19 protein-coding genes are annotated in these 17,335 nt (G+C 58.1%); 9 read left to right on the forward strand and 10 right to left on the reverse strand.

Features of this window, described 5'->3' with window-relative positions; translation table 11 throughout:
• Nucleotides 1–180 precede the first annotated feature (180 nt).
• The 3 genes from ON16_RS07345 (at nt 181) to ON16_RS07355 (ending at nt 1,233) form a co-directional block, all read left to right on the forward strand.
• Nucleotides 181–372: a DUF1540 domain-containing protein gene (locus ON16_RS07345; protein ID WP_040660753.1), complete on the forward strand. Its 192-nt coding sequence runs from the start codon at nt 181–183 to the stop codon at nt 370–372.
• A gap of 109 nt (nt 373–481) precedes the next feature.
• A complete protein-coding gene (locus tag ON16_RS07350) occupies nt 482–832 on the forward strand; it encodes a TSUP family transporter (RefSeq protein ID WP_040660755.1) in 351 nt (116 codons plus the stop codon).
• Complete coding sequence (locus tag ON16_RS07355; RefSeq protein ID WP_081579620.1) at nt 829–1,233, forward strand: sulfite exporter TauE/SafE family protein; 405 nt, start codon at nt 829–831, stop codon at nt 1,231–1,233. Before ON16_RS07350 ends, ON16_RS07355 begins: the two co-directional genes overlap by 4 nt.
• A gap of 202 nt (nt 1,234–1,435) precedes the next feature.
• On the opposite strand, the gene ON16_RS07360 is transcribed toward ON16_RS07355, so the two are convergent.
• Complete coding sequence (locus ON16_RS07360; protein ID WP_040660756.1) at nt 1,436–1,618, reverse strand: hypothetical protein; 183 nt, start codon at nt 1,616–1,618, stop codon at nt 1,436–1,438.
• Entirely contained in the window at nt 1,615–2,325 is a 711-nt protein-coding gene (locus ON16_RS07365) for a hypothetical protein (protein ID WP_040660758.1), read from the reverse strand. The genes ON16_RS07360 and ON16_RS07365 overlap by 4 nt, the downstream gene beginning before the upstream one ends.
• 364 nt (nt 2,326–2,689) lie before the next feature.
• Here ON16_RS07365 and ON16_RS07370 point away from each other — a divergent pair, with 364 nt between their 5' ends.
• From ON16_RS07370 to ON16_RS07395, 6 genes are all read left to right on the forward strand, one after another.
• Nucleotides 2,690–3,283, forward strand: coding sequence for a flavodoxin family protein (locus ON16_RS07370; protein ID WP_040660760.1), 594 nt, complete (start codon nt 2,690–2,692; stop codon nt 3,281–3,283).
• 110 nt (nt 3,284–3,393) lie between these two features.
• Nucleotides 3,394–3,963, forward strand: coding sequence for an NADH peroxidase (locus tag ON16_RS07375; protein WP_040660762.1), 570 nt, complete (start codon nt 3,394–3,396; stop codon nt 3,961–3,963).
• 13 nt (nt 3,964–3,976) lie between these two features.
• Nucleotides 3,977–4,138 carry a rubredoxin gene (locus ON16_RS07380; RefSeq protein ID WP_040660764.1) on the forward strand — a complete coding sequence of 54 codons (162 nt, stop codon included), beginning with the start codon at nt 3,977–3,979 and terminating at the stop codon, nt 4,136–4,138.
• A gap of 201 nt (nt 4,139–4,339) precedes the next feature.
• Complete coding sequence (locus ON16_RS07385) at nt 4,340–4,996, forward strand: HAD hydrolase-like protein (RefSeq protein ID WP_040660766.1); 657 nt, start codon at nt 4,340–4,342, stop codon at nt 4,994–4,996.
• Nucleotides 4,997–5,344: 348 nt separating this feature from the next.
• The gene (locus tag ON16_RS07390) at nt 5,345–7,012 is read left to right on the forward strand and encodes a peptide ABC transporter substrate-binding protein (RefSeq protein ID WP_040660768.1); all 1,668 of its coding nucleotides are present in this window, start codon (nt 5,345–5,347) and stop codon (nt 7,010–7,012) included.
• A gap of 159 nt (nt 7,013–7,171) precedes the next feature.
• Nucleotides 7,172–8,278 carry a M20 metallopeptidase family protein gene (locus tag ON16_RS07395; RefSeq protein WP_040660770.1) on the forward strand — a complete coding sequence of 369 codons (1,107 nt, stop codon included), beginning with the start codon at nt 7,172–7,174 and terminating at the stop codon, nt 8,276–8,278.
• Between the two features lie 171 nt (nt 8,279–8,449).
• On the opposite strand, the gene ribF is transcribed toward ON16_RS07395, so the two are convergent.
• From ribF to nusA, 8 genes are all read right to left on the reverse strand, one after another.
• Complete coding sequence (gene ribF, locus ON16_RS07400) at nt 8,450–9,346, reverse strand: riboflavin biosynthesis protein RibF (RefSeq protein WP_040660772.1); 897 nt, start codon at nt 9,344–9,346, stop codon at nt 8,450–8,452.
• 3 nt (nt 9,347–9,349) lie between these two features.
• Nucleotides 9,350–10,216 (reverse strand): tRNA pseudouridine(55) synthase TruB, encoded by an 867-nt coding sequence (gene truB / locus ON16_RS07405; RefSeq protein WP_040660774.1) that lies wholly within the window; start codon nt 10,214–10,216, stop codon nt 9,350–9,352.
• Between the two features lie 93 nt (nt 10,217–10,309).
• The gene (locus tag ON16_RS07410) at nt 10,310–11,272 is read right to left on the reverse strand and encodes a DHH family phosphoesterase (protein WP_040660776.1); all 963 of its coding nucleotides are present in this window, start codon (nt 11,270–11,272) and stop codon (nt 10,310–10,312) included.
• Nucleotides 11,269–11,649, reverse strand: a complete 381-nt coding sequence (gene rbfA / locus ON16_RS07415) for a 30S ribosome-binding factor RbfA (RefSeq protein ID WP_040660778.1) — start codon at nt 11,647–11,649, stop codon at nt 11,269–11,271. Before rbfA ends, ON16_RS07410 begins: the two co-directional genes overlap by 4 nt.
• Nucleotides 11,650–11,786: 137 nt before the next feature.
• Nucleotides 11,787–14,249 (reverse strand): translation initiation factor IF-2, encoded by a 2,463-nt coding sequence (gene infB / locus ON16_RS07420; protein WP_051131600.1) that lies wholly within the window; start codon nt 14,247–14,249, stop codon nt 11,787–11,789.
• 180 nt (nt 14,250–14,429) lie between these two features.
• On the reverse strand, nt 14,430–15,827 hold the full coding sequence (locus ON16_RS15990; protein WP_051131601.1) for a hypothetical protein: 1,398 nt from the start codon (nt 15,825–15,827) through the stop codon (nt 14,430–14,432).
• Nucleotides 15,824–16,096, reverse strand: a complete 273-nt coding sequence (gene rnpM, locus ON16_RS07435) for an RNase P modulator RnpM (protein ID WP_040660780.1) — start codon at nt 16,094–16,096, stop codon at nt 15,824–15,826. The genes ON16_RS15990 and rnpM overlap by 4 nt, the downstream gene beginning before the upstream one ends.
• Before the next feature lie 24 nt (nt 16,097–16,120).
• A complete protein-coding gene (gene nusA, locus ON16_RS07440) occupies nt 16,121–17,293 on the reverse strand; it encodes a transcription termination factor NusA (RefSeq protein ID WP_040660781.1) in 1,173 nt (390 codons plus the stop codon).
• Nucleotides 17,294–17,335: the final 42 nt, after the last annotated feature.

The raw sequence follows: 17,335 nt of genomic DNA on the forward strand, positions 1-17,335 counted from the left end.
GCGGCGATTATCTGAAAATCTGCGGTTGGGGAGCGCAAAAACCTTGATTTTTTCTTTTTGCATAAAATGTGCGCCTCGGCACAGACTATCTGCGGCGAAAGCCAAAGGATTGCCGATTTTACCGACAAACCGATCAAACCGGCAGTCCTTCAAAACTCTTTTCATTAGGAGGCCTTTTTTATGACGAAGGATTGCACCAATGGCGGCTGCGAATGCACCCCCAATACCAGCGTGAAATGCACGGTCAATAACTGCGCCCATCACTGTCAGGACAATCAGTTCTGCGGACTGAACACCATCACCGTGGGCACTCACGAGGCGAATCCCACCGAGTGCAAGTGCACCGACTGCGAGAGCTTCAAGCTGAAGTAAGGTAACCCTCCTCCGAACACGATCCAAAATCCTGCGGTCCAACCGCGAAATTCCCGGAGGCATTGTCTCCGGGAATACATATAATTTCTGAGGGACAGGAGGAATCGGAATGAATGAAAAGTGGCAGGCGCGAATTGCCGGGGCGGGCGCGGGACTGGCAAACGGGTTGTTCGGCGGCGGCGGAGGCATGGTGTTTATTCCGGTGATGAGCCGGTCCAAGTTGAGACAGCAAAAGCTGTATGCCACCTGCGTGGGTGTAATTTTTCCCATCTGCGCGGTATCGGCGGCCATTTATTTCTGGAGAGCGGAGTTGTCAATCCAAACGGCGCTGCCTTATTTACTGGGAGGCTTGGCCGGGGGGCTTGTGGGCGGAAAGCTGTATGGAAAAGTGTCCGCCAAGTGGCTGAAATGGATTTTCGCCGCATTTCTCTTTTATGGGGGAGTGAAGTACCTATTGTGAATTGGTTGCTGCCGTTTCTCTGCGGACTGGGTACCAGCATCCTCTCTGCTTGGGGCGTGGGGGGAGGAACGCTGCTGTTGTTGGTAATGACGCTGTTTCTCGGCGTGGATCAGCGAACGGCGCAGGGGATTAACCTGTTGTTTTTTTTACCCACCGCAGCCGCGGCGCTGGTATTTCACTGGAAAAACGGTTTTTTGGACAAGCCCACATTGAAAAGTGCAGTTCCCTGGGCGCTGATTTTTGCGTTGGCGGGGGCATGGGTTGCCACAGCGGTGGACGTGGAGCTTTTGCGCAAACCCTTTGGCATCTATCTGCTGGCATCCGGCATTATGATGCTGTGGCCGAAAAAGAAAAAACCGGATTCGGCCTCATCTGACGAAGATTCCAAGCCGGACGAATAATACCAGCCTGAAAAAAGTTGCAAAAAAAACAAATGGCTTTGCCATGCGTGCCGCGCCATAGAACGGCTGCTGTTGAAACCACGCTGTCTGATATTGCTGGTGTGGCTAAGGCTTGCGTATCATCCTTATCAAAAACAAGTTTACCCGTTAAGACAGTAAAAATCCCCGCTCTTTTTTGAGCGGGGATTCTTGCATTCGTATTTTATTGTGTAGAAGTCTCGCTGTCAGGCTTTGTTCCTGATGCCGCCTCGCCGCCAGCGGTGGCCGTCTCGTCGGCTGCGCTCTGCCCGCCGTCCTGCGGGACGGCGAAATAATCATCAGGAACTTCGCGGCTCTCCAGCGTCTGAGTGCCGTTTGCTAAAATGTTCAATACGGTAATGGTCATGCTCTCACCCCCAGAATATCAATTTTGCAGCCTGCCGCCAGACCATACTGGCTGATAAAATTCATAGTGGTGAAGCTGCTGCGCAGCTGGTCGGTGTTGCAACTGGTCAGAGTGTTAAAGAAATATTGATATCCATTTAAGATGTTCATGCCGTTCCACAGGGCGCTAATGCCCCGGTTACCGCGTGGAATTTGACAGGAAAACGACACGCCGACGCGGTCAACCAGCAGCGTTATCAGCGCTGTTCCCGCGGTTCCGCCGGAGGTATACACGCTGCCGGAATTGTTGTTCAGCCGCACCGGAATATACTGATAATTGTAGTTGACACCGGCGGGAGGCGCTGTAAGCGTCAGGCGCATGTAGATCAGAATATCGCCATAGTTTTCCCAGTCAATTCCCGCAAGACTCAAATCAATTTGATTTGCGTCCACGGAGGTCGTGACGCTGCGCAGCAGCACCAGCGGACAAGCGTCCCGCGCCGCCTGCACCGCCGCCGTGCGCGCGGCAATTTCTGCATCGTCTGCCGCTGTGCGCGCGGCAACTTCTGCGGCGTCCGCTGCTGCCCGCGCCGCCGCCTCTGCTGCCACCGCATCTGCGCTGGCTTTCAGAGCCGCGTCCACTTTGCTGTTGTCGCCGTTAAAATCCGCCATGAGGATGCGATCGGTTTTCTCCCATTGGTTTAATTGATAATTTGTTGTTTGCTGCAAAAGAGATCCCTCTTTTCATTTTATTTTGTTTTGTGTCTTGCCGTAAATGACGGCAGGCGCGGGTTTGACTGCCGCAGGCTGAAATGTGACGCTATCCTTACCTGAATTTTGATGGAAAGATGTACGGAAGCATACACCTCCAAAATTTTTTTGCTGGTTGTGTGAGGGAAGAGGCCGTAGAAACACGTACCGTCACGATGGGGTTGGCCTCTGCATGTAGGCAAAGTCCACAGAAGGGGGACAGTCGAAAAAAACAGCCCGCAAAGTTTGTGGAAAACCCATATGTGCTTTTTGCTTTTTTATGCTATAATGTAGAAGAACAGTCTAAAAAGTGGAAAATGAAAGAAAAAACAGGGGGCGGAATATGAAAATCTGCATTTTGCAGGGGAGCCCGCGGGAAAACGGAAATACCGCCGCTGTGCTGAAGCCATTTACGCGGCGGATGGAGGAACGGGGACATACCTGCGAAACGATTCGATTGCACGGCAAGGTGCTGAACCCGTGTCTGGCCTGTCGGGCGTGCCAAAAGGACTGGACGATTTTTGGCTGTGTGCAGAAAGATGATATGCAGGAGATTTTTGACGCCGTCCGCGCCGCAGATCTTTTGGTTCTGGCAACGCCCATCTACGCTTGGTACTGCACCCCGCCCATGAAGTCGGCTTTGGATCGGCTGGTGTACGGCATGAACAAGTATTACGGCGAAGAAAAAGGGCCGTCGCTGTGGGCGGGAAAGCCGCTGGCACTGGTGACGACCTGCGGCTATCCGCCGGAAAAGGGGGCCGACCTGTGGGAGACAGGAATGCGCCGCTATTGCAGGCACTCTCAGCTTGAATATCTGGGGATGCTGGCGGAGCGGCATTTGGGTTATGATACGGTGTTTATGGATCAGGATAAGGAAGTCCGGGCTGTTGCGTTTGCTGACGAGCTTTGCGATCAAATCGAAAAGAATTCTCGATAAGTTGCATATGCAACTTGCAGCATGCGCGTATTCGTATATACTCATATCATAAACAAAAGGCAACACAATCTAATTCGGATTGAAAATAAAATTAACAGGAGGAAATAATTATGAAAAAGTGGGTTTGCTCTGTTTGCGGTTATGTTTGGGAAGGCGAAAATCCCCCTGAGAAGTGTCCTCAGTGCGGCGTCCCCGGCTCCAAGTTTACCGAGCAGAAGGGTGAGATGCTCTGGGCTGCCGAGCATGTGATCGGCGTTGGCAAGTCCTTCGGTGCGGATGTTCCCGAGGATGTGCAGAAGGAGATCATTGACGGGCTGCGTGCAAACTTCTCCGGCGAGTGCACCGAGGTTGGCATGTATCTGGCCATGTCCCGCGCCGCTTATCGCGAGGGCTATCCCGAGATCGGTGATTACTGGCACAAGGCCGGCCTTGAAGAGGCGGAGCACGCCGCCAAGTTCGCGGAGCTTCTGGGCGAGGTTGTGAGCGATTCCTCCAAGAAGAATCTGGAGGCACGTGTCGAGGCCGAAAATGGCGCCACCATGGGCAAGTTTGAGCTGGCGAAGCTGGCCAAGAAGTATAATCTGGACGCCATCCACGACACCGTTCACGAGATGGCCCGCGACGAGGCCCGCCACGGCAAGGCCTTCGCCGGTCTGCTGGCCCGTTATTTCGGTAAGTAAGAGAGGAGCGCGTATGAAAAAGTACGTCTGTGATCTTTGCGGCTGGGAATACGATGAGGCCGTTGGCGATTCCGAGCATGGGATTGCCCCCGGTACCAAGTGGGAAGATCTTCCCGCAGACTTTGAGTGTCCCTTGTGCGGCGCGAAGAAGGACCAATTCTCCGTTCAGGAATAATGGTTAGAACATGCGGCTTGCGAGAAATCGCAAGCCGCATGTCTGTCTTTTTATAAATTTTTAATAGACGCGCGGATAGGCGCGTGGATATGCGGCCGTGAAAAAGCGAAGGATTTTCCATGGTATTTCCGTTGAATGTGCGCTTGCGCCGAGGGACGGAACATGATAGAATTCTTCAGAATGGAAGCAAGGGGGATTTTTATGTATCACGTTATCTTATTTGATCTGGACGGAACGCTGACGGATTCCAAGGAGGGCATTTTGAACTGCCTGCGTTATGCGTTTCAAAAGTTGGGACAGCCCGTGCCGGATGAGGCGACGCTGTTAAAGTTTATCGGTCCTCCATTGCAGGATACCTTTATGGAATTGGGGGGCCTTTCGAAAGAACAGGCGATGGCGGGTGTTGAGGCGTTCCGGGAACGCTATGAGCCGATTGGAAAATTGGAGAACGCGGCCGCGCCGGGACTGCCGGAGCTGTGCGCCCGGCTCAAAGAGGCGGGGTATACGCTGGCGCTGTCTTCTTCTAAACCGGAGCATCTTTGTCTGGACATCTGCGAGCGTTTTGGCTACGCGCCCTCCCTGACGGCCATTGTGGGAAGTCCGCTTCATGGCGATCACACAAAAGCCGACGTGATCCGCGATACGCTTGGCCGCCTCGGGCTGACCGACGCGGATAAGCCTTCCATCTTGATGGTGGGCGACCGCAAATATGACGTGCTGGGCGCGAAAGAGTGCGGCATCGACTGCGTTGGCGTGGAGTTCTTTGGCTATGCATCCCCCGGCGAACTGTGGGATGCCGGTGCGGTGGCGGTGGTGCAGACCGCAGTGGAACTGGAGAGCTACATACGCAGTCATTGAGTAATTCCGGCACGGAAGTGCGGAATACGGTCCAAACTTAATTTTTCAGGCGCGGCAGGCCGTTATTGGCCCGCCGCGCCTGTTTTTTAAGAAACTGCCGCGTTTTTTGCAAAGCTGCCTTAAAATGGAGTCTTGTTTAATTGCCATTAAATTGGGTAAAATGTTAACAATTTCTTAATTTTGTAATTATTTGTTACTTTTTAACACCTTTGTCTTTACAATTGAACTTCCTATCACGTATAATAAAACCGAATGTTTTCCGCGCCTATGGAAATTCTTTTGCGCCGCAGCGCGGCGAAAGCGGCAGAAACGCGCTCCTTGCGCTGTATTCTATAAGGAGAATCACATATGAAACGAATCAAGCGATGGACGGCGCTGGCGCTGTCCGCAGCGCTGAGCGCCGGGGTGCTGGCCGGATGCGGCCAGACGGAGACGGTATCGGTTCTGCCGGTGTGTGCCGGGAGCGATGTTACCACCTTTGACCCCGCCTATCTCTCCACAAATGCGGACAATACCGTGGCCGGCAGCCTGTATGAGGGCCTGATGCGTCTGACTTGCAGTACCAGCGGCGATACCACCGTGGTGGAAGGCATGGCCAAATCCGTGGATATGGATGAGAACTTTGACGGCACTGTGACGTATACCTTTCACCTGCGCAACGCCCGTTGGTCAGATGGGCAGGAGGTCACGGCGGATGATTTCGTATATGCGTGGCAGCGTCTGGTCAATCCGCTGACTTATTCACCCAATGCAGCACTGCTCTCGTCGGTGAAGGGGTACAGCGCGGTCCGCGCCGGAGGTGAGCCTGATCAGCTTGCAGTCACCGCAAAGAACGATTCCACACTGGAAGTGGTTCTCACCGGCAAATATGATTGGTTTTTGACCGAGGTCTGCACATCTCCCGCCACCAGCCCCCTGCGGCAGGATGTGGTGCAGTCTTTAAAAGAAAATGCGCAGGCTGCGGAGCGGTCTGCCGGGGAAAACGCCCAGCCCTTGAAATGGTGGTATGATCCCACGCAGCTAGTGACCAACGGGGCTTATCTGGTGTCCGACTATCAGCCCGGCGAGGCAATGGACTTGGCCCGAAGCGATTCTTACCATGGCCGGGTAGGGAACGACGGCCTTCGCTTCCTTTTTGCGGACAGCGTGGAAGATGCGTGGGCCTTGTACGACGCGGGAACGGTGGATTTTACCTATGCGCTGCCTCAGGCCCAGATGGAGATGCTGGTTTCCGAAGGGCAGACGCTCACACCGCAGCTTTCCACCTATACGGTTTTGTTCAATGGGGAGCAGCAGCCCTTTGACGACCCCGCGGTCCGGCGGGCGCTGACTCTGGCGGTGGACCGGCAGGCGCTGGCGGCCTTGGCGGGCGGCACTGCGCAGGCGGCCGAGGGACTGGTGCCCTATGGCGTTCCCGGAGACGGGGAGCAGGACTTTCGCACTACCGGCGGCGATCTTCTGTATTCATCGGCAGAGGATTATCAGAATAACTGTGCGCAGGCAAAGGGTCTGCTGGCCGAGAGCAACTATGACGACCGCTACCAGCTGGAGTATTTGTACGTGGACGAAGGCCCGGCGGCGGAAATTGCCAAAGCGCTGACAGGGCAGTGGAAAACCGTGCTGGGCGTGCGGGTTCAGACGCGGGCAGTGACGGAGAAGGAGATGTCCACTGCGCTGAAAACCGGAGATTATGCTTTGGCAGGTGTCTGCAAAACCGCGCTGATGAATGATGCGGAGGCGTTTCTCTGCCCGTTTACCAGCAAATCCTCCGAGAACGTGGTGGGATATGCAAACGGTGCGTACGATACCCTTCTAAACATTATCGACAGCGCGTCGGATCCGGTGGCGCGGCTGGCCTGTCTCCACGACGCGGAGGCGCTTTTATTGCAGGATGCCGCGGTCTGCCCCCTCTATACGAACAGCACGGCTTGGAAGCTGCGGGAGGGCTGGTCCGGTCTGTGCCGCGACGCACGGGGCTGGTTCAGCTTTACAGGCGTGTGCGCAGTCTCGGGATAAGATGGAAAATACCCGCCGTATTTAGCGGCGGGTATTTTTGTCGGTTTTTTCAGACTTTTCTGCTGTTTGACTCTCGTTTTGTGTGTTTCGACAAAAGCGTTTCACCCTCTGTTTTTTTTCATGCCCAGATGCTATACTGTGCAAAAAGGAGGTGATGGCATGGACTCTGTTATTACGTATCGCCGCTACCTGCATCGCATTCCGGAGCTTGACAACGACCTGCCGAAGACCACGGCCTTTGTGCAAAGTAAACTGGAACCTCTGCGCTGTCAGATTTCCAATCCGATCTGCGGCAGTGTCTGTGCTTTTTTTGACGCGGGAAAGCCGGAGACAGTGGCTTTCCGAGCCGATATGGACGCATTGCCGGAAACAGAGGAGACGGGTCTGCCTTTCACCTCGGAACATCCGGGAAGGATGCACGCCTGTGGCCACGACGGACATACCGCCATGGCACTGACTCTTGCGGAATATGTCAGCCAACATCTGGAGGAACTGCCAAGAAACGTACTGTTTTTGTTCCAGCCGGCGGAAGAGACTACCGGCGGGGCTGGGCGGCTCTGCGAATCGGGAATTCTGGAGCGGCGCCGGGTCCGCCGCATCTTCGGCGTACACCTGTGGCCCGGCCTTTCGGAGGGAGCGGTCTGGGCAAAGCCCGGCCCGCAGATGGCCCGTGCCAGTCAGGTGACCATCCATGTCACCGGTAAGAGCGTCCATATTTCCAAGGCGGCTGAGGGGCGGGACGCGCTGCTGGCCGCGGTGGAGCTGGTGCAGCAGGCTATGGCGATGGAGCGGGAAGCGCTGCCGCGGGAAGAGCCTCGTGTTTTGCGGTTTGGCCAAATGACTTCGGGAGACGCCCGAAACGTGGTCAGCGGGCACACGGAGCTGCTGGGTTGTCTGCGCTCGTTCTCCGACACATCCTTTGCCTTGCTGCGCAAGCGGCTGGGGGAGGTTTGCGACCGGGTGGAGCGCACCACCGGCTGCGATGTAAAACTCCACCTCAGCGAAGGGTATCCGCCCGTTTGGAACCACGAGGGACTGTTTGCGGAGGTCTGTTCCGGACTGGGCGAGGGAGTTGTTTCTCTGCTTTCACAGCCCGCGCTGGCGGCGGAGGATTTCTCCTTTTATCAGCAGTACGTTCCGGGCGTGTTTTTCTTTCTGGGTGTGGGAGATACCCCTCAGCTCCACGCCAACACCTTTGCCTTTGACGACGAACAGGTTCTTCCAATGGGCGTGGAGTTTTTGAAAAAGCTGCTCTATCTGCCGTGATTTGGGGCTGGTGCGCGGCGATTCTGCGCGAAGCCGACGTCCAAAAAAATGGCTTTCGGCGGCATTTTACGCTAAAAAGGATTCAGAATTGGCTTTTGCCAGTTCTGAATCCTTTTTTGTTGGGTGATGGCGATCCTCGTCCTGCACGGCGGCTTTGAAAGGAGAGATACGTTACCGCTCCGCGAACAGCGCTTTCACGGCTTCCGCGTCAGCGGCAATCTGATTTTTCAGCCCCTCCAGCGAGTCAAACCGAATCTCGTCCCGCAGGTGCTGATGAAATTCCAACCGCACGGTCTGCCCGTACAGATCCCCGTCAAAGTCCAGTAAAAACGTCTCCACGGTGATGTCGTTTCCGTTGTGGACGGTGGGGCGGGTCCCCACGTTGGTGACGCCGCAGACCTCTCTGCCGTCCGGCAGGCAGGCCTTTGTGGCGTAGACCCCGCGGCAGGGAATCAGCACATGGGGCGGCACGGTGAAGTTGATCGTGGGAATGCCGATGGTCCGGCCGATGCGCCGCCCATGCTTAACCACTTGGGACAGCAGGTGGGGATGCCCCAGAAATTCCGCCGCCCGCTCCATCTGCCCCAGTTCCACAAGGCGGCGGATGTAGGTGGAGCTGACGGTAATTCCCGCATGCTCTACCTTCGGAATAATGTCGCAGCCCACTCCAAGTTCCCGGCATTTTTCCTGCAAAAGCCCCGGGGAGCCTTGATTCTTGTGACCGAAATGATGGTCGTGTCCCGCCACCAGATGAACGGCGTGATACCGCTTGATTAAAATTTCCGTTACAAACGCATCCCAAGGGGTGGTCATCATCTCGTGGTCAAAGGGAACCATGAGAACATCGTCGATGCCAAACAGCCGGTGGATCAGTTCCCGCCGATCCTCCGGTGAGTTAATCAGAGGACAGGGAATTCCGGTGACTACCTCTTTGGGGACCCGGTCAAAGGTGAATACCGCCGGGACGCAGCCGCGCCGCGCGGCCTCTTCCACCGTTCGGCGGAGGAGAGCGGCGTGTCCGAGATGAACGCCGTCAAAAAAGCCCAGCGCGATCACACGTTCTTTCATATGTTACGCTCCAAAAAAGTTTTTGATGGACGTCAACACGCCGTCCTTTGCTATGGAGAGGCAGAGAAACTCTCCATCCCGCCCGTATATGCGGTAGGTTCCGTCGGCGCAGTCGGGGGCGGACACGGGGTTTCCGTTCCGGCAGCGCCGCTCCTGCCGCTCGGCGGCAATCGTATAGGCAGGGAAGTCCTCAAAAAACCGATCTGTGGGCAGCAGCAGCGCTTCGCCCTGCGCCTGCACGTCGTCAAGACTCACCGCCTGAGAGAGCGTGAAACCCGCCGCCATGGTTCGCCGCAGAGACGCCATGCACCCGCCGCAGCCTAAGGCTGCGCCGATGTCGTGGCAGAGTGTGCGGATGTAGGTTCCCTTGGAGCAGACGCATCGCAGCGTAAAATCCGCAGGGCCGGTCTGTTCCAAAATCTCTAACTCATAGATGGTGAGGCGGCGGGGCTTGCGCTCCACTTCGCGGCCCTTTCGGGCAATGTCGCAGAGTTTTTTTCCGTTGATTTTAATGGCGGAGTACATGGGCGGAACCTGCTGGATGTCTCCCGTGAACTGGGGCAGCACCGCCGACAGAGCCTCTTTGGAGACATTCACCTCGTGGGTTTCCAAAGTGGTTCCTGTCACGTCCTGCGTGTCGGTCACCAGTCCCAGCCGAAGCCCCGCCACATACTCTTTTTTCCCGCTCTCCGCAAATTCCACCGCGCGGGTGGCCTGTCCCACAAAAACGGGCAATACACCGGTGGCCATGGGGTCCAACGTCCCGCTGTGGCCCACCCGCTTTTCCCGCAGAATGCCGCGAATCTTCGCGCACACGTCCATCGAAGTCCAGTCCGTCGGTTTGTCAATGATAATAATTCCGTTGGGCATACAGCGCCCTCCCTGATTGAGAAAGGACGGACAAGCGGCGCTGAAGGCACGCTTCATCGGTTCTCTCCCGGATTTGAAGGCGGGGACGCTCCGTCAGTCGGAAAACGGTCCCGCAATTTTTTCAACGGCTGCCAAAATGCGCCGTTTCGCTTCAACGAGAGGGGCTTCCACGGTGCAGCCCGCCGCCGCCGCGTGTCCGCCGCCGCCAAGCTCCGCGCATACGGCGCTGGCATTGACCCGCGAGCCGGTGCGGACGGAAAATTTCCAAACGTCCGGTTTCAGCTCCCGCATGGTAATGGCGCAGTCGCAGCCCTCAATCTGCCCGCCCAGAGCGCTCAGATCTTCGGCGTCGCCCTCGTCGGCCCCCACCCGCTCCATCAGGGAGATGGGGACTTTTAAAACAACCACGCGTTCATGATCGTAAAACTCCATATTGGCCATCATGTCGCCCTCCAGAGCCATGCGCTTGCGGCTCTTGGTGCGGAAAAAAACCTTGTTGACCGCGCGATAGTCGATGCCGGTGTCCAGCAGAGCCGCCGCCACAGCGTGGGTGTTGGCGGAGGTGTTGCTGTATTGGAAACAGCCCGTGTCGGTGGAGATCGCCACATACAGCGGCAGAGCCATCTCCGCCGTGACAGGTCCCAGCTCCCGCAAAATATCGTAAATCAGTTCGCCGCAGGCGGCAGCTTCGGGACGGACGATGTTATCCTTGCCAAACCGCTCAAAGGAGGGGTGGTGGTCAATGGCAAGGTCAATCTTGCTACGATAGCGCTGCGCGTTTTCCGGCAGCAGACCCAAAGATGCAATATCCGTGGACACGATCTTGGCCGGTACAAAGTCCTCGGGCGCTTCAAGGGACTGAAAATAAGGCGCGGTGGTCCGGGTTTGGCCGGAATTGTGCAGCAGATATGCCCGCTTTCCCAGCGCACGCAGACCCAGACACAGCGCTGCGGCGCAGCCTACTGTGTCCCCATCGGGACGCACATGCGTTAAAATCAGCACGTCGTCAAACCGCTGCAAAAGTGCAGCGGTTTCCGCCACGGTCAGGTCGGTCATTCGTCTTCCTCCTGCCCGCCCCGCTGGGCGTCCTTGCGCTCCACATCCCGAAGCAACTCCAAAATATGAGCGCCGTGTTCAATGGAATCATCCGCCACAAACTGCAATTCCGGGGTATAGCGCAGGCGCAAAGACGAACCCAGCTCCCGCCGCAGGAATCCGGCGGCGGATTTCAAGCCCTTAAGCACGTCCTTTTCCTGCGCCTTGTCCAAAACGCTGATAAACACCTGCGCATACCGCAGATCCGGCGTGGTGTTCACGCGGGTGACGGAAACCATGCCGGTGCCGCTGACGCGGGGGTCCTTCAAACTGCGGATCTGGGCCGCCAGCTCCCGCTGGATTTCCTCGTTGATTCTTCCAATGCGATTGCTTGCCATAGTACGCTCCTTTCGGGACAGATCGCCCCATAGGTCATGAGAAAGCAATGAACAACGGGGCGGGCGAAAAGCCCGCCCCGTTGTCAGTCTGCGGTAAAACCGCAGAAAATATGCCTGTGTTCTGTGGGGCGGCTTGCTCAGCGGGGGAGTTCCTCCATGGTAAAGCCCTCGATGATGTCGCCCTCTTTGAGGTCGTTAAATTTCTCCACGGTCAAGCCGCACTCGTAATTGGTGGTGACTTCCTTGACGGAGTCCTTGAACCTCTGCAAAGAGGCCAGTTTGCCCTCGTGGATCACGATGCCGTCCCGAACCACGCGCACGTCGCAGTCCCGGGTCAGCTTGCCGTCCTGCACATAGCAGCCCGCCACGGTTCCGATGGACGAAACCTTGTAGGTCTGGCGAATTTCCGCGTGACCAAGCACAACTTCCTTGAACTTGGGGGCCAGCATGCCCTTCATGGCGGATTCAATCTCGTCAATGCAGTCGTAAATGACGCGGTACATCCGCATATCCACGTTCTGCCGCACCGCGCCATCCCGGGCGGAAGCGTCCGGACGGACGTTGAAGCCCACGATGATTGCCCCGGTGGAGGCGGACAGCATGACGTCGGATTCGTTGATCGCGCCCACGCCGCCATGGATGACCCGGACATTGACTTCTTCGTTGCTGAGCTTTTCCAAAGAGGCGCGAACGGCCTCGACGCTGCCCTGCACGTCGGCTTTGACGATCAAAGCCAGCTCCTTGCGCTCACCGGCCTGAATCTGGTCGAACAGATTCTCCAGAGAAACCTTCTGAACCGGCGCGGCGGATTTTATCTTTTCCTCAGCCTTGCGCTGCTCCACCAGCTCTCTGGCCATGCGCTCGTCAGCCACCACATTGAAGGTGCAGCCCGCGGCGGGAGCCTCGGAAAGGCCCGCGATCTCCACGGGGACGGAAGGACCGGCCTCTTCCAGACGCTTGCCCTTGGAGCTGGTCATGGTCCGCACGCGGCCCACGCCGGTGCCGGCGATGATGGTGTCGCCCTGCTTCAAGGTGCCGTTTTGCACCAAAAGCGTTGCAATGGGGCCGCGGCCCTTATCCAGTCTTGCCTCAATGACCGTACCGGAGGCGGCGCGGTTGGGGTTGGCCTTCAGCTCTGCCATTTCGGCGGTGAGAAGCACCATTTCCAGCAGCTTGTCGATGCCCATGTGCTTCTTGGCGGAGATGGGGCAGCAGATGGTGTCGCCGCCCCAGTCCTCGGTCACAAGGCCGTATTCCGTCAGCTGCTGTTTGACCTTTTCGGGGTTGGCGCTGGGTTTGTCGATCTTGTTGATGGCCACCACAATGGGAATGTTGGCGGCCTTGGCGTGGTTGATGGATTCCACGGTCTGAGGCATAATGCCGTCGTCCGCCGCCACCACGAGGATGGCAATATCCGTAATCATGGCGCCGCGGGCACGCATAGAGGTAAATGCCTCGTGGCCCGGGGTATCCAGGAAGGTGATGGGCTTGCCGTCCAGCTGGACCTGATACGCGCCGATGTGCTGGGTGATGCCGCCGGCTTCGCCCTCGGCAACAGAGGTGTCGCGGATAGCGTCCAGCAGGGAGGTCTTGCCGTGGTCCACGTGGCCCATAACAACCACCACGGGAGCGCGGGGGGCCAGATCCTCCTCCGTGTCCGCGTGGGCGTCAATCAGTTGCTCCTCGATGGTGACGGTGACCTCGTGCTCCACCTTGCAGTTGAACTCCAGAGCCACCAGCGCGGCGGTGTCATAGTCGATGATCTGGGGCAGGGAGGCCATGATGCCGCTCTTCATCAGCACCTTGACCACTTCTGCGCCGGTCTTCTTCATGCGGGAAGCCAGCTCACCCACGCTGATCTCGTCAGGAATAGAGACTTTCAGCGGGGCCTTTTTGGCAATCTCCAGCTGGAGACGGCGCATTTTATCCTGCTCGTCCTGCCGCCGCTTGTTGGAGAAGGTCATGCCGGGGCCGGGACGGCGGTTGTTGTTGGGGCGGAACTTCTGCTTGTTTCCGGCGGGGGCCTGCATCCGGCGCGCCTTTTCGGGGGCCATCTGCTCCAGCTTTTCGTCGTACTTCGCCAGATTCACGTCGCCGCCCTTGCGGGTGTCAACCACTTTCTTCTGAGGGACGCGGGTGCTGGGCTGGGCCAACACGGGCTTTGTCTGTCCGCCGGAGGACTGCTGAGGCCGCTGCTGGGAGTGACCGGCCGGGGCGGCGGGAGATGCCTGAGGTGCCGCCTGAGGGGCGGAAACGCCTGCCTGATGGGACTGCTGCGCCGTCGGCGCGGCAGGAGAAGCCGCCGGAGCGGCCGCCTTCTGGGGCTGCGGGGCGGGCGCGGCAGACTGCTCTGCCTTCTTCGGCTCCTGATAGGTGTCGGCAAAAATCTCCTGCATGCTGGACACCGGGTGAGTCTGGGTCAGGGATTCAAACACCAGTGACAATTCCTCATCGTTCAGTGCCTGCATATTACTTTTGGGAGCCTCACCGTATTTCCCCAAAATGTCAATCACGTCCTTGTTGGGCAGACCAAAATCTTTAGCCAGCTCCCGGACTCTGTATTTATTCGTTGTACTCGTACTCAATAAAGCCACCTCCATCGTTCGCTTGCGAGGGGGGACGCCGTCTCCTCTCTGCGGCCCGTGCCGCCAGTTTCGGCGGGAGGGTCAGGGCGCTCTTTTGCGGGGATTCCGCTAAAAAAGCAATTTATCTCTCGCCGCCGCGCGGCGAAGCAAAGGGAGCGTCGCCCTCTGCCGAACCCCCGAAACGGGGGAGTGTTTTCAATTGCCCTTCTTGGGAAAAGAGCCTTTCCCGTGGGTCACGGGATGGCTGTGGCCAAAGGGCTTGGGGCCTCTGCCGCCGCCACCGGGCTTGCCATAGGGCTTGCGGTCGCCGAACTCACCGGGCTTGCCGTAGGGCTTGCGGTCGCCGAACTCACCGGGCTTGCCATAGGGCTTCCGGTCACCGGGTGTACCGGGCTTGCCGTAGGGCTTGCGGTCGCCGAACTCACCGGGCTTGCCATAGGGCTTCCGGTCACCGGGTGTACCGGGCTTTCCGTAAGGCTTCCGGTCACCGGGTGCACCGGGCTTGCCGTAGGGCTTGCGGTCGCCGGATGCACCGGGTTTGCCATAGGGCTTGCGGTCACCGAATTCTCCGGGCTTGCCGTAGGGCTTGCGGTCGCCGGATGCACCGGGTTTGCCATAGGGCTTGCGGTCACCGAATTCTCCGGGCTTGCCATAGGGTTTGCGGTCGCCGGATGCACCGGGCTTGTCGTAGGGCTTGCGGTCGCCGAATTCTCCGGGTTTGCCGTAGGGCTTCCGGTCGCCGAACTCACCGGGCTTGCCGTAGGGTTTGCGGTCGCCGAATGCACCGGGCTTGCCATAGGGCTTGCGGTCGCCGAATTCTCCGGGCTTGCCATAGGGCTTGCGACTATCGGATGCACAGGGCTTGCCGTAAGGCTTGCGGTCGCCGAATGCACCGGGCTTGCCATAGGGCTTGCGGTCGCCGAATTCTCCGGGCTTGCCGTAGGGCTTTCGGTCCCCGGATGCACCGGGCTTGCCATAAGGCTTTCGGTCGCCGAACTCACCGGGCTTGCCGTAAGGCTTTCGGTCCCCGGATGCATTGGGCTTACCGTAGGGTTTTTGGCTAAACTCCTTGCCGGCCGGCGGTTTTCCACCGCCTCGCGCCTGACGCAGGGATTTGGCGGGAGGTGTGGGCTTCGGCGGCTCCTCCGCCGCTTTACTCTCGCCGGGTTTCCGCTTTTTGCCGCGGCGGAGGTTCTTTTCGTGAAGGGCTTCCTCCGTTTTTCGCAGCGCGGCCCGCTGGGCCTTAACCGCAAGCCGGTCCGCCGTGTCGCCGTAGGTTTCCGCATTCTCGTCCGCCAGACGGCGGGCGATGGAGGCGGCAAAGCCAACATCGGTCACAGCCAAAAGCGCACAATCGCCCCGGCCAACGGCCCGGCCAAGTTCCTCTTTTGTAAAGGGAACCTGCATTTGCAGACACTGGCCCATCTCCGAAAAGTGGGCGGCCCGTCGGGCGGTGTTTTCCGCCGCGTCACAGGCCAGCAGCAGCAGCCGCACGTCCCGCGCTCTGGCGGCGGATTCCACCGACTCCTCGCCAACTTCAAGCATTCCGGCCCGTTTACACAGGCCCAGCGTGGACAGGATTTCCTTGCTCACTGGCTGCCTCCCAACTGACGCTCCATGGCGTCGTATACCTCCGGGGGGATTTGGGTCTCAAAGGCCCGCTCCAACGCCCGAGATTTGCGGGCTTTGCGCAGGCACTCCACGTCCGGACACACATACGCGCCCCGACCGGGCTTGCGGCCCTTGTCGTCCAGAGAAACTTCACCCTCCGGGGATTTAACAATCCGAATCAGCGCCTTTTTCTCTTTCATCTCCCGGCAGCCAACACACTGCCGCTGCGGAATTTTTTTCACCTTCGGCATGGCGTTTCCCCCGTTCTTCCGTGGTTATTCCGCGTCGGGTGCGGGCGTTTCGTCTGCGGCGGCGGATTCCTCCACTGCGGGCGCGCTCGCTTCCGCGGCTTCTTCGTGATAGCTCTCGGGCTTGATGTCAATCTTATAGCCGGTCAGGCGGGCTGCCAGACGGGCGTTCTGCCCCTCTTTGCCGATGGCAAGGCTCAGCTGATCGTCCGGCACCAGCACACGGCAGGCCTTGCCCTCGTCCGCCATCCAAACATCCACCACGTCGGCGGGAGCCAGTGCCGCGGCAATGAACGCGGCCGGGTCTTCGCTGAACTTTACAATGTCGATCTTCTCGCCCCGCAGCTCCGCCACAATGTTTTCCACCCGCTGGCCCTTGGGGCCGACGCAGGCGCCGATGGGGTCCACATTTTCGTCGTTGGACCAGACGGCCATCTTTGTACGGCTGCCGGCTTCCCGGGCAATGGACTTGACTTCCACCGTGCCGTCGTAAATTTCGGGGACTTCCAACTCGAATAACCGCTTGACAAGGCCCGGATGGGTCCGGGAGATCAGCACCTGAGGTCCGCGGGTGGATCGGCGGACCTCCACCACGTACACCTTGACGTGCATCCCTTCCACCAGCTCTTCGCCGGGGACCTGTTCGCCCGCCATCAGCAGTGCCTCGGTGGATTCGGTACCGGTGCCGATGCGCAGGGAGACGTTGCCGTTCCGCGTGTCGATTCGGGTGACCACGCCGGTAAGAATCTCATGCTGCTTGGAGTTAAACTCCTCATAAACCATGCCGCGCTCGGCTTCGCGCAGACCCTGAATGATGACCTGCTTGCCGTTGCCCGCGGCGATGCGGCCAAAGTCCGTGTTGTTCACGGGGACGTTAATTACGTCGCCGATTTCATACTTGGCGGAAATCTTTTTGGCCTCTTCCAAGGGCACCTCGTTGAAGGGGTCCACGTAATCCTCTTCGTCCACCACGTTTTTCTGAACGAACATCTGCAGCGTCCGGTGCTCCACATCCACGTCCACGATCACGTTGTCCACCTGATCCTTGCAGTCCCGCTTATAGGCGGTGGTCAGCGCCTGAACGATCTTATCCAGCATAAAGGATTGGGGGATATTCCGCTCTTTTTCAATCATTTCCAGCGCGGTAAAAATCTCACTGCAATTCATGCCGGCGGGTTCCTTCTGCTTCTTGCCTCTCATTGCCTGTACTCCTTTTATGATATGATACGTTTTCTTCGCCTG

Origin of the sequence: Oscillibacter ruminantium GH1, from assembly GCF_000307265.1 — a bacterium.
Classification (GTDB): domain Bacteria; phylum Bacillota; class Clostridia; order Oscillospirales; family Oscillospiraceae; genus Oscillibacter; species Oscillibacter ruminantium.

Bases quoted from the DNA above. Each gene is read 5' to 3' on its own strand.
- ON16_RS07345 (WP_040660753.1), top strand. From the start codon at position 181: ATGACGAAGGATTGCACCAATGGCGGCTGCGAATGCACCCCCAATACC.
- ON16_RS07350 (WP_040660755.1), top strand. From the start codon at position 482: ATGAATGAAAAGTGGCAGGCGCGAATTGCCGGGGCGGGCGCGGGACTG.
- ON16_RS07360 (WP_040660756.1), bottom strand. From the start codon at position 1,618: ATGACCATTACCGTATTGAACATTTTAGCAAACGGCACTCAGACGCTG.
- ON16_RS07370 (WP_040660760.1), top strand. From the start codon at position 2,690: ATGAAAATCTGCATTTTGCAGGGGAGCCCGCGGGAAAACGGAAATACC.
- ON16_RS07375 (WP_040660762.1), top strand. From the start codon at position 3,394: ATGAAAAAGTGGGTTTGCTCTGTTTGCGGTTATGTTTGGGAAGGCGAA.
- ON16_RS07380 (WP_040660764.1), top strand. From the start codon at position 3,977: ATGAAAAAGTACGTCTGTGATCTTTGCGGCTGGGAATACGATGAGGCC.
- ON16_RS07385 (WP_040660766.1), top strand. From the start codon at position 4,340: ATGTATCACGTTATCTTATTTGATCTGGACGGAACGCTGACGGATTCC.
- ON16_RS07390 (WP_040660768.1), top strand. From the start codon at position 5,345: ATGAAACGAATCAAGCGATGGACGGCGCTGGCGCTGTCCGCAGCGCTG.
- ON16_RS07395 (WP_040660770.1), top strand. From the start codon at position 7,172: ATGGACTCTGTTATTACGTATCGCCGCTACCTGCATCGCATTCCGGAG.
- ribF (WP_040660772.1), bottom strand. From the start codon at position 9,346: ATGAAAGAACGTGTGATCGCGCTGGGCTTTTTTGACGGCGTTCATCTC.
- truB (WP_040660774.1), bottom strand. From the start codon at position 10,216: ATGCCCAACGGAATTATTATCATTGACAAACCGACGGACTGGACTTCG.
- ON16_RS07410 (WP_040660776.1), bottom strand. From the start codon at position 11,272: ATGACCGACCTGACCGTGGCGGAAACCGCTGCACTTTTGCAGCGGTTT.
- rbfA (WP_040660778.1), bottom strand. From the start codon at position 11,649: ATGGCAAGCAATCGCATTGGAAGAATCAACGAGGAAATCCAGCGGGAG.
- infB (WP_051131600.1), bottom strand. From the start codon at position 14,249: ATGGAGGTGGCTTTATTGAGTACGAGTACAACGAATAAATACAGAGTC.
- rnpM (WP_040660780.1), bottom strand. From the start codon at position 16,096: ATGCCGAAGGTGAAAAAAATTCCGCAGCGGCAGTGTGTTGGCTGCCGG.
- nusA (WP_040660781.1), bottom strand. From the start codon at position 17,293: ATGAGAGGCAAGAAGCAGAAGGAACCCGCCGGCATGAATTGCAGTGAG.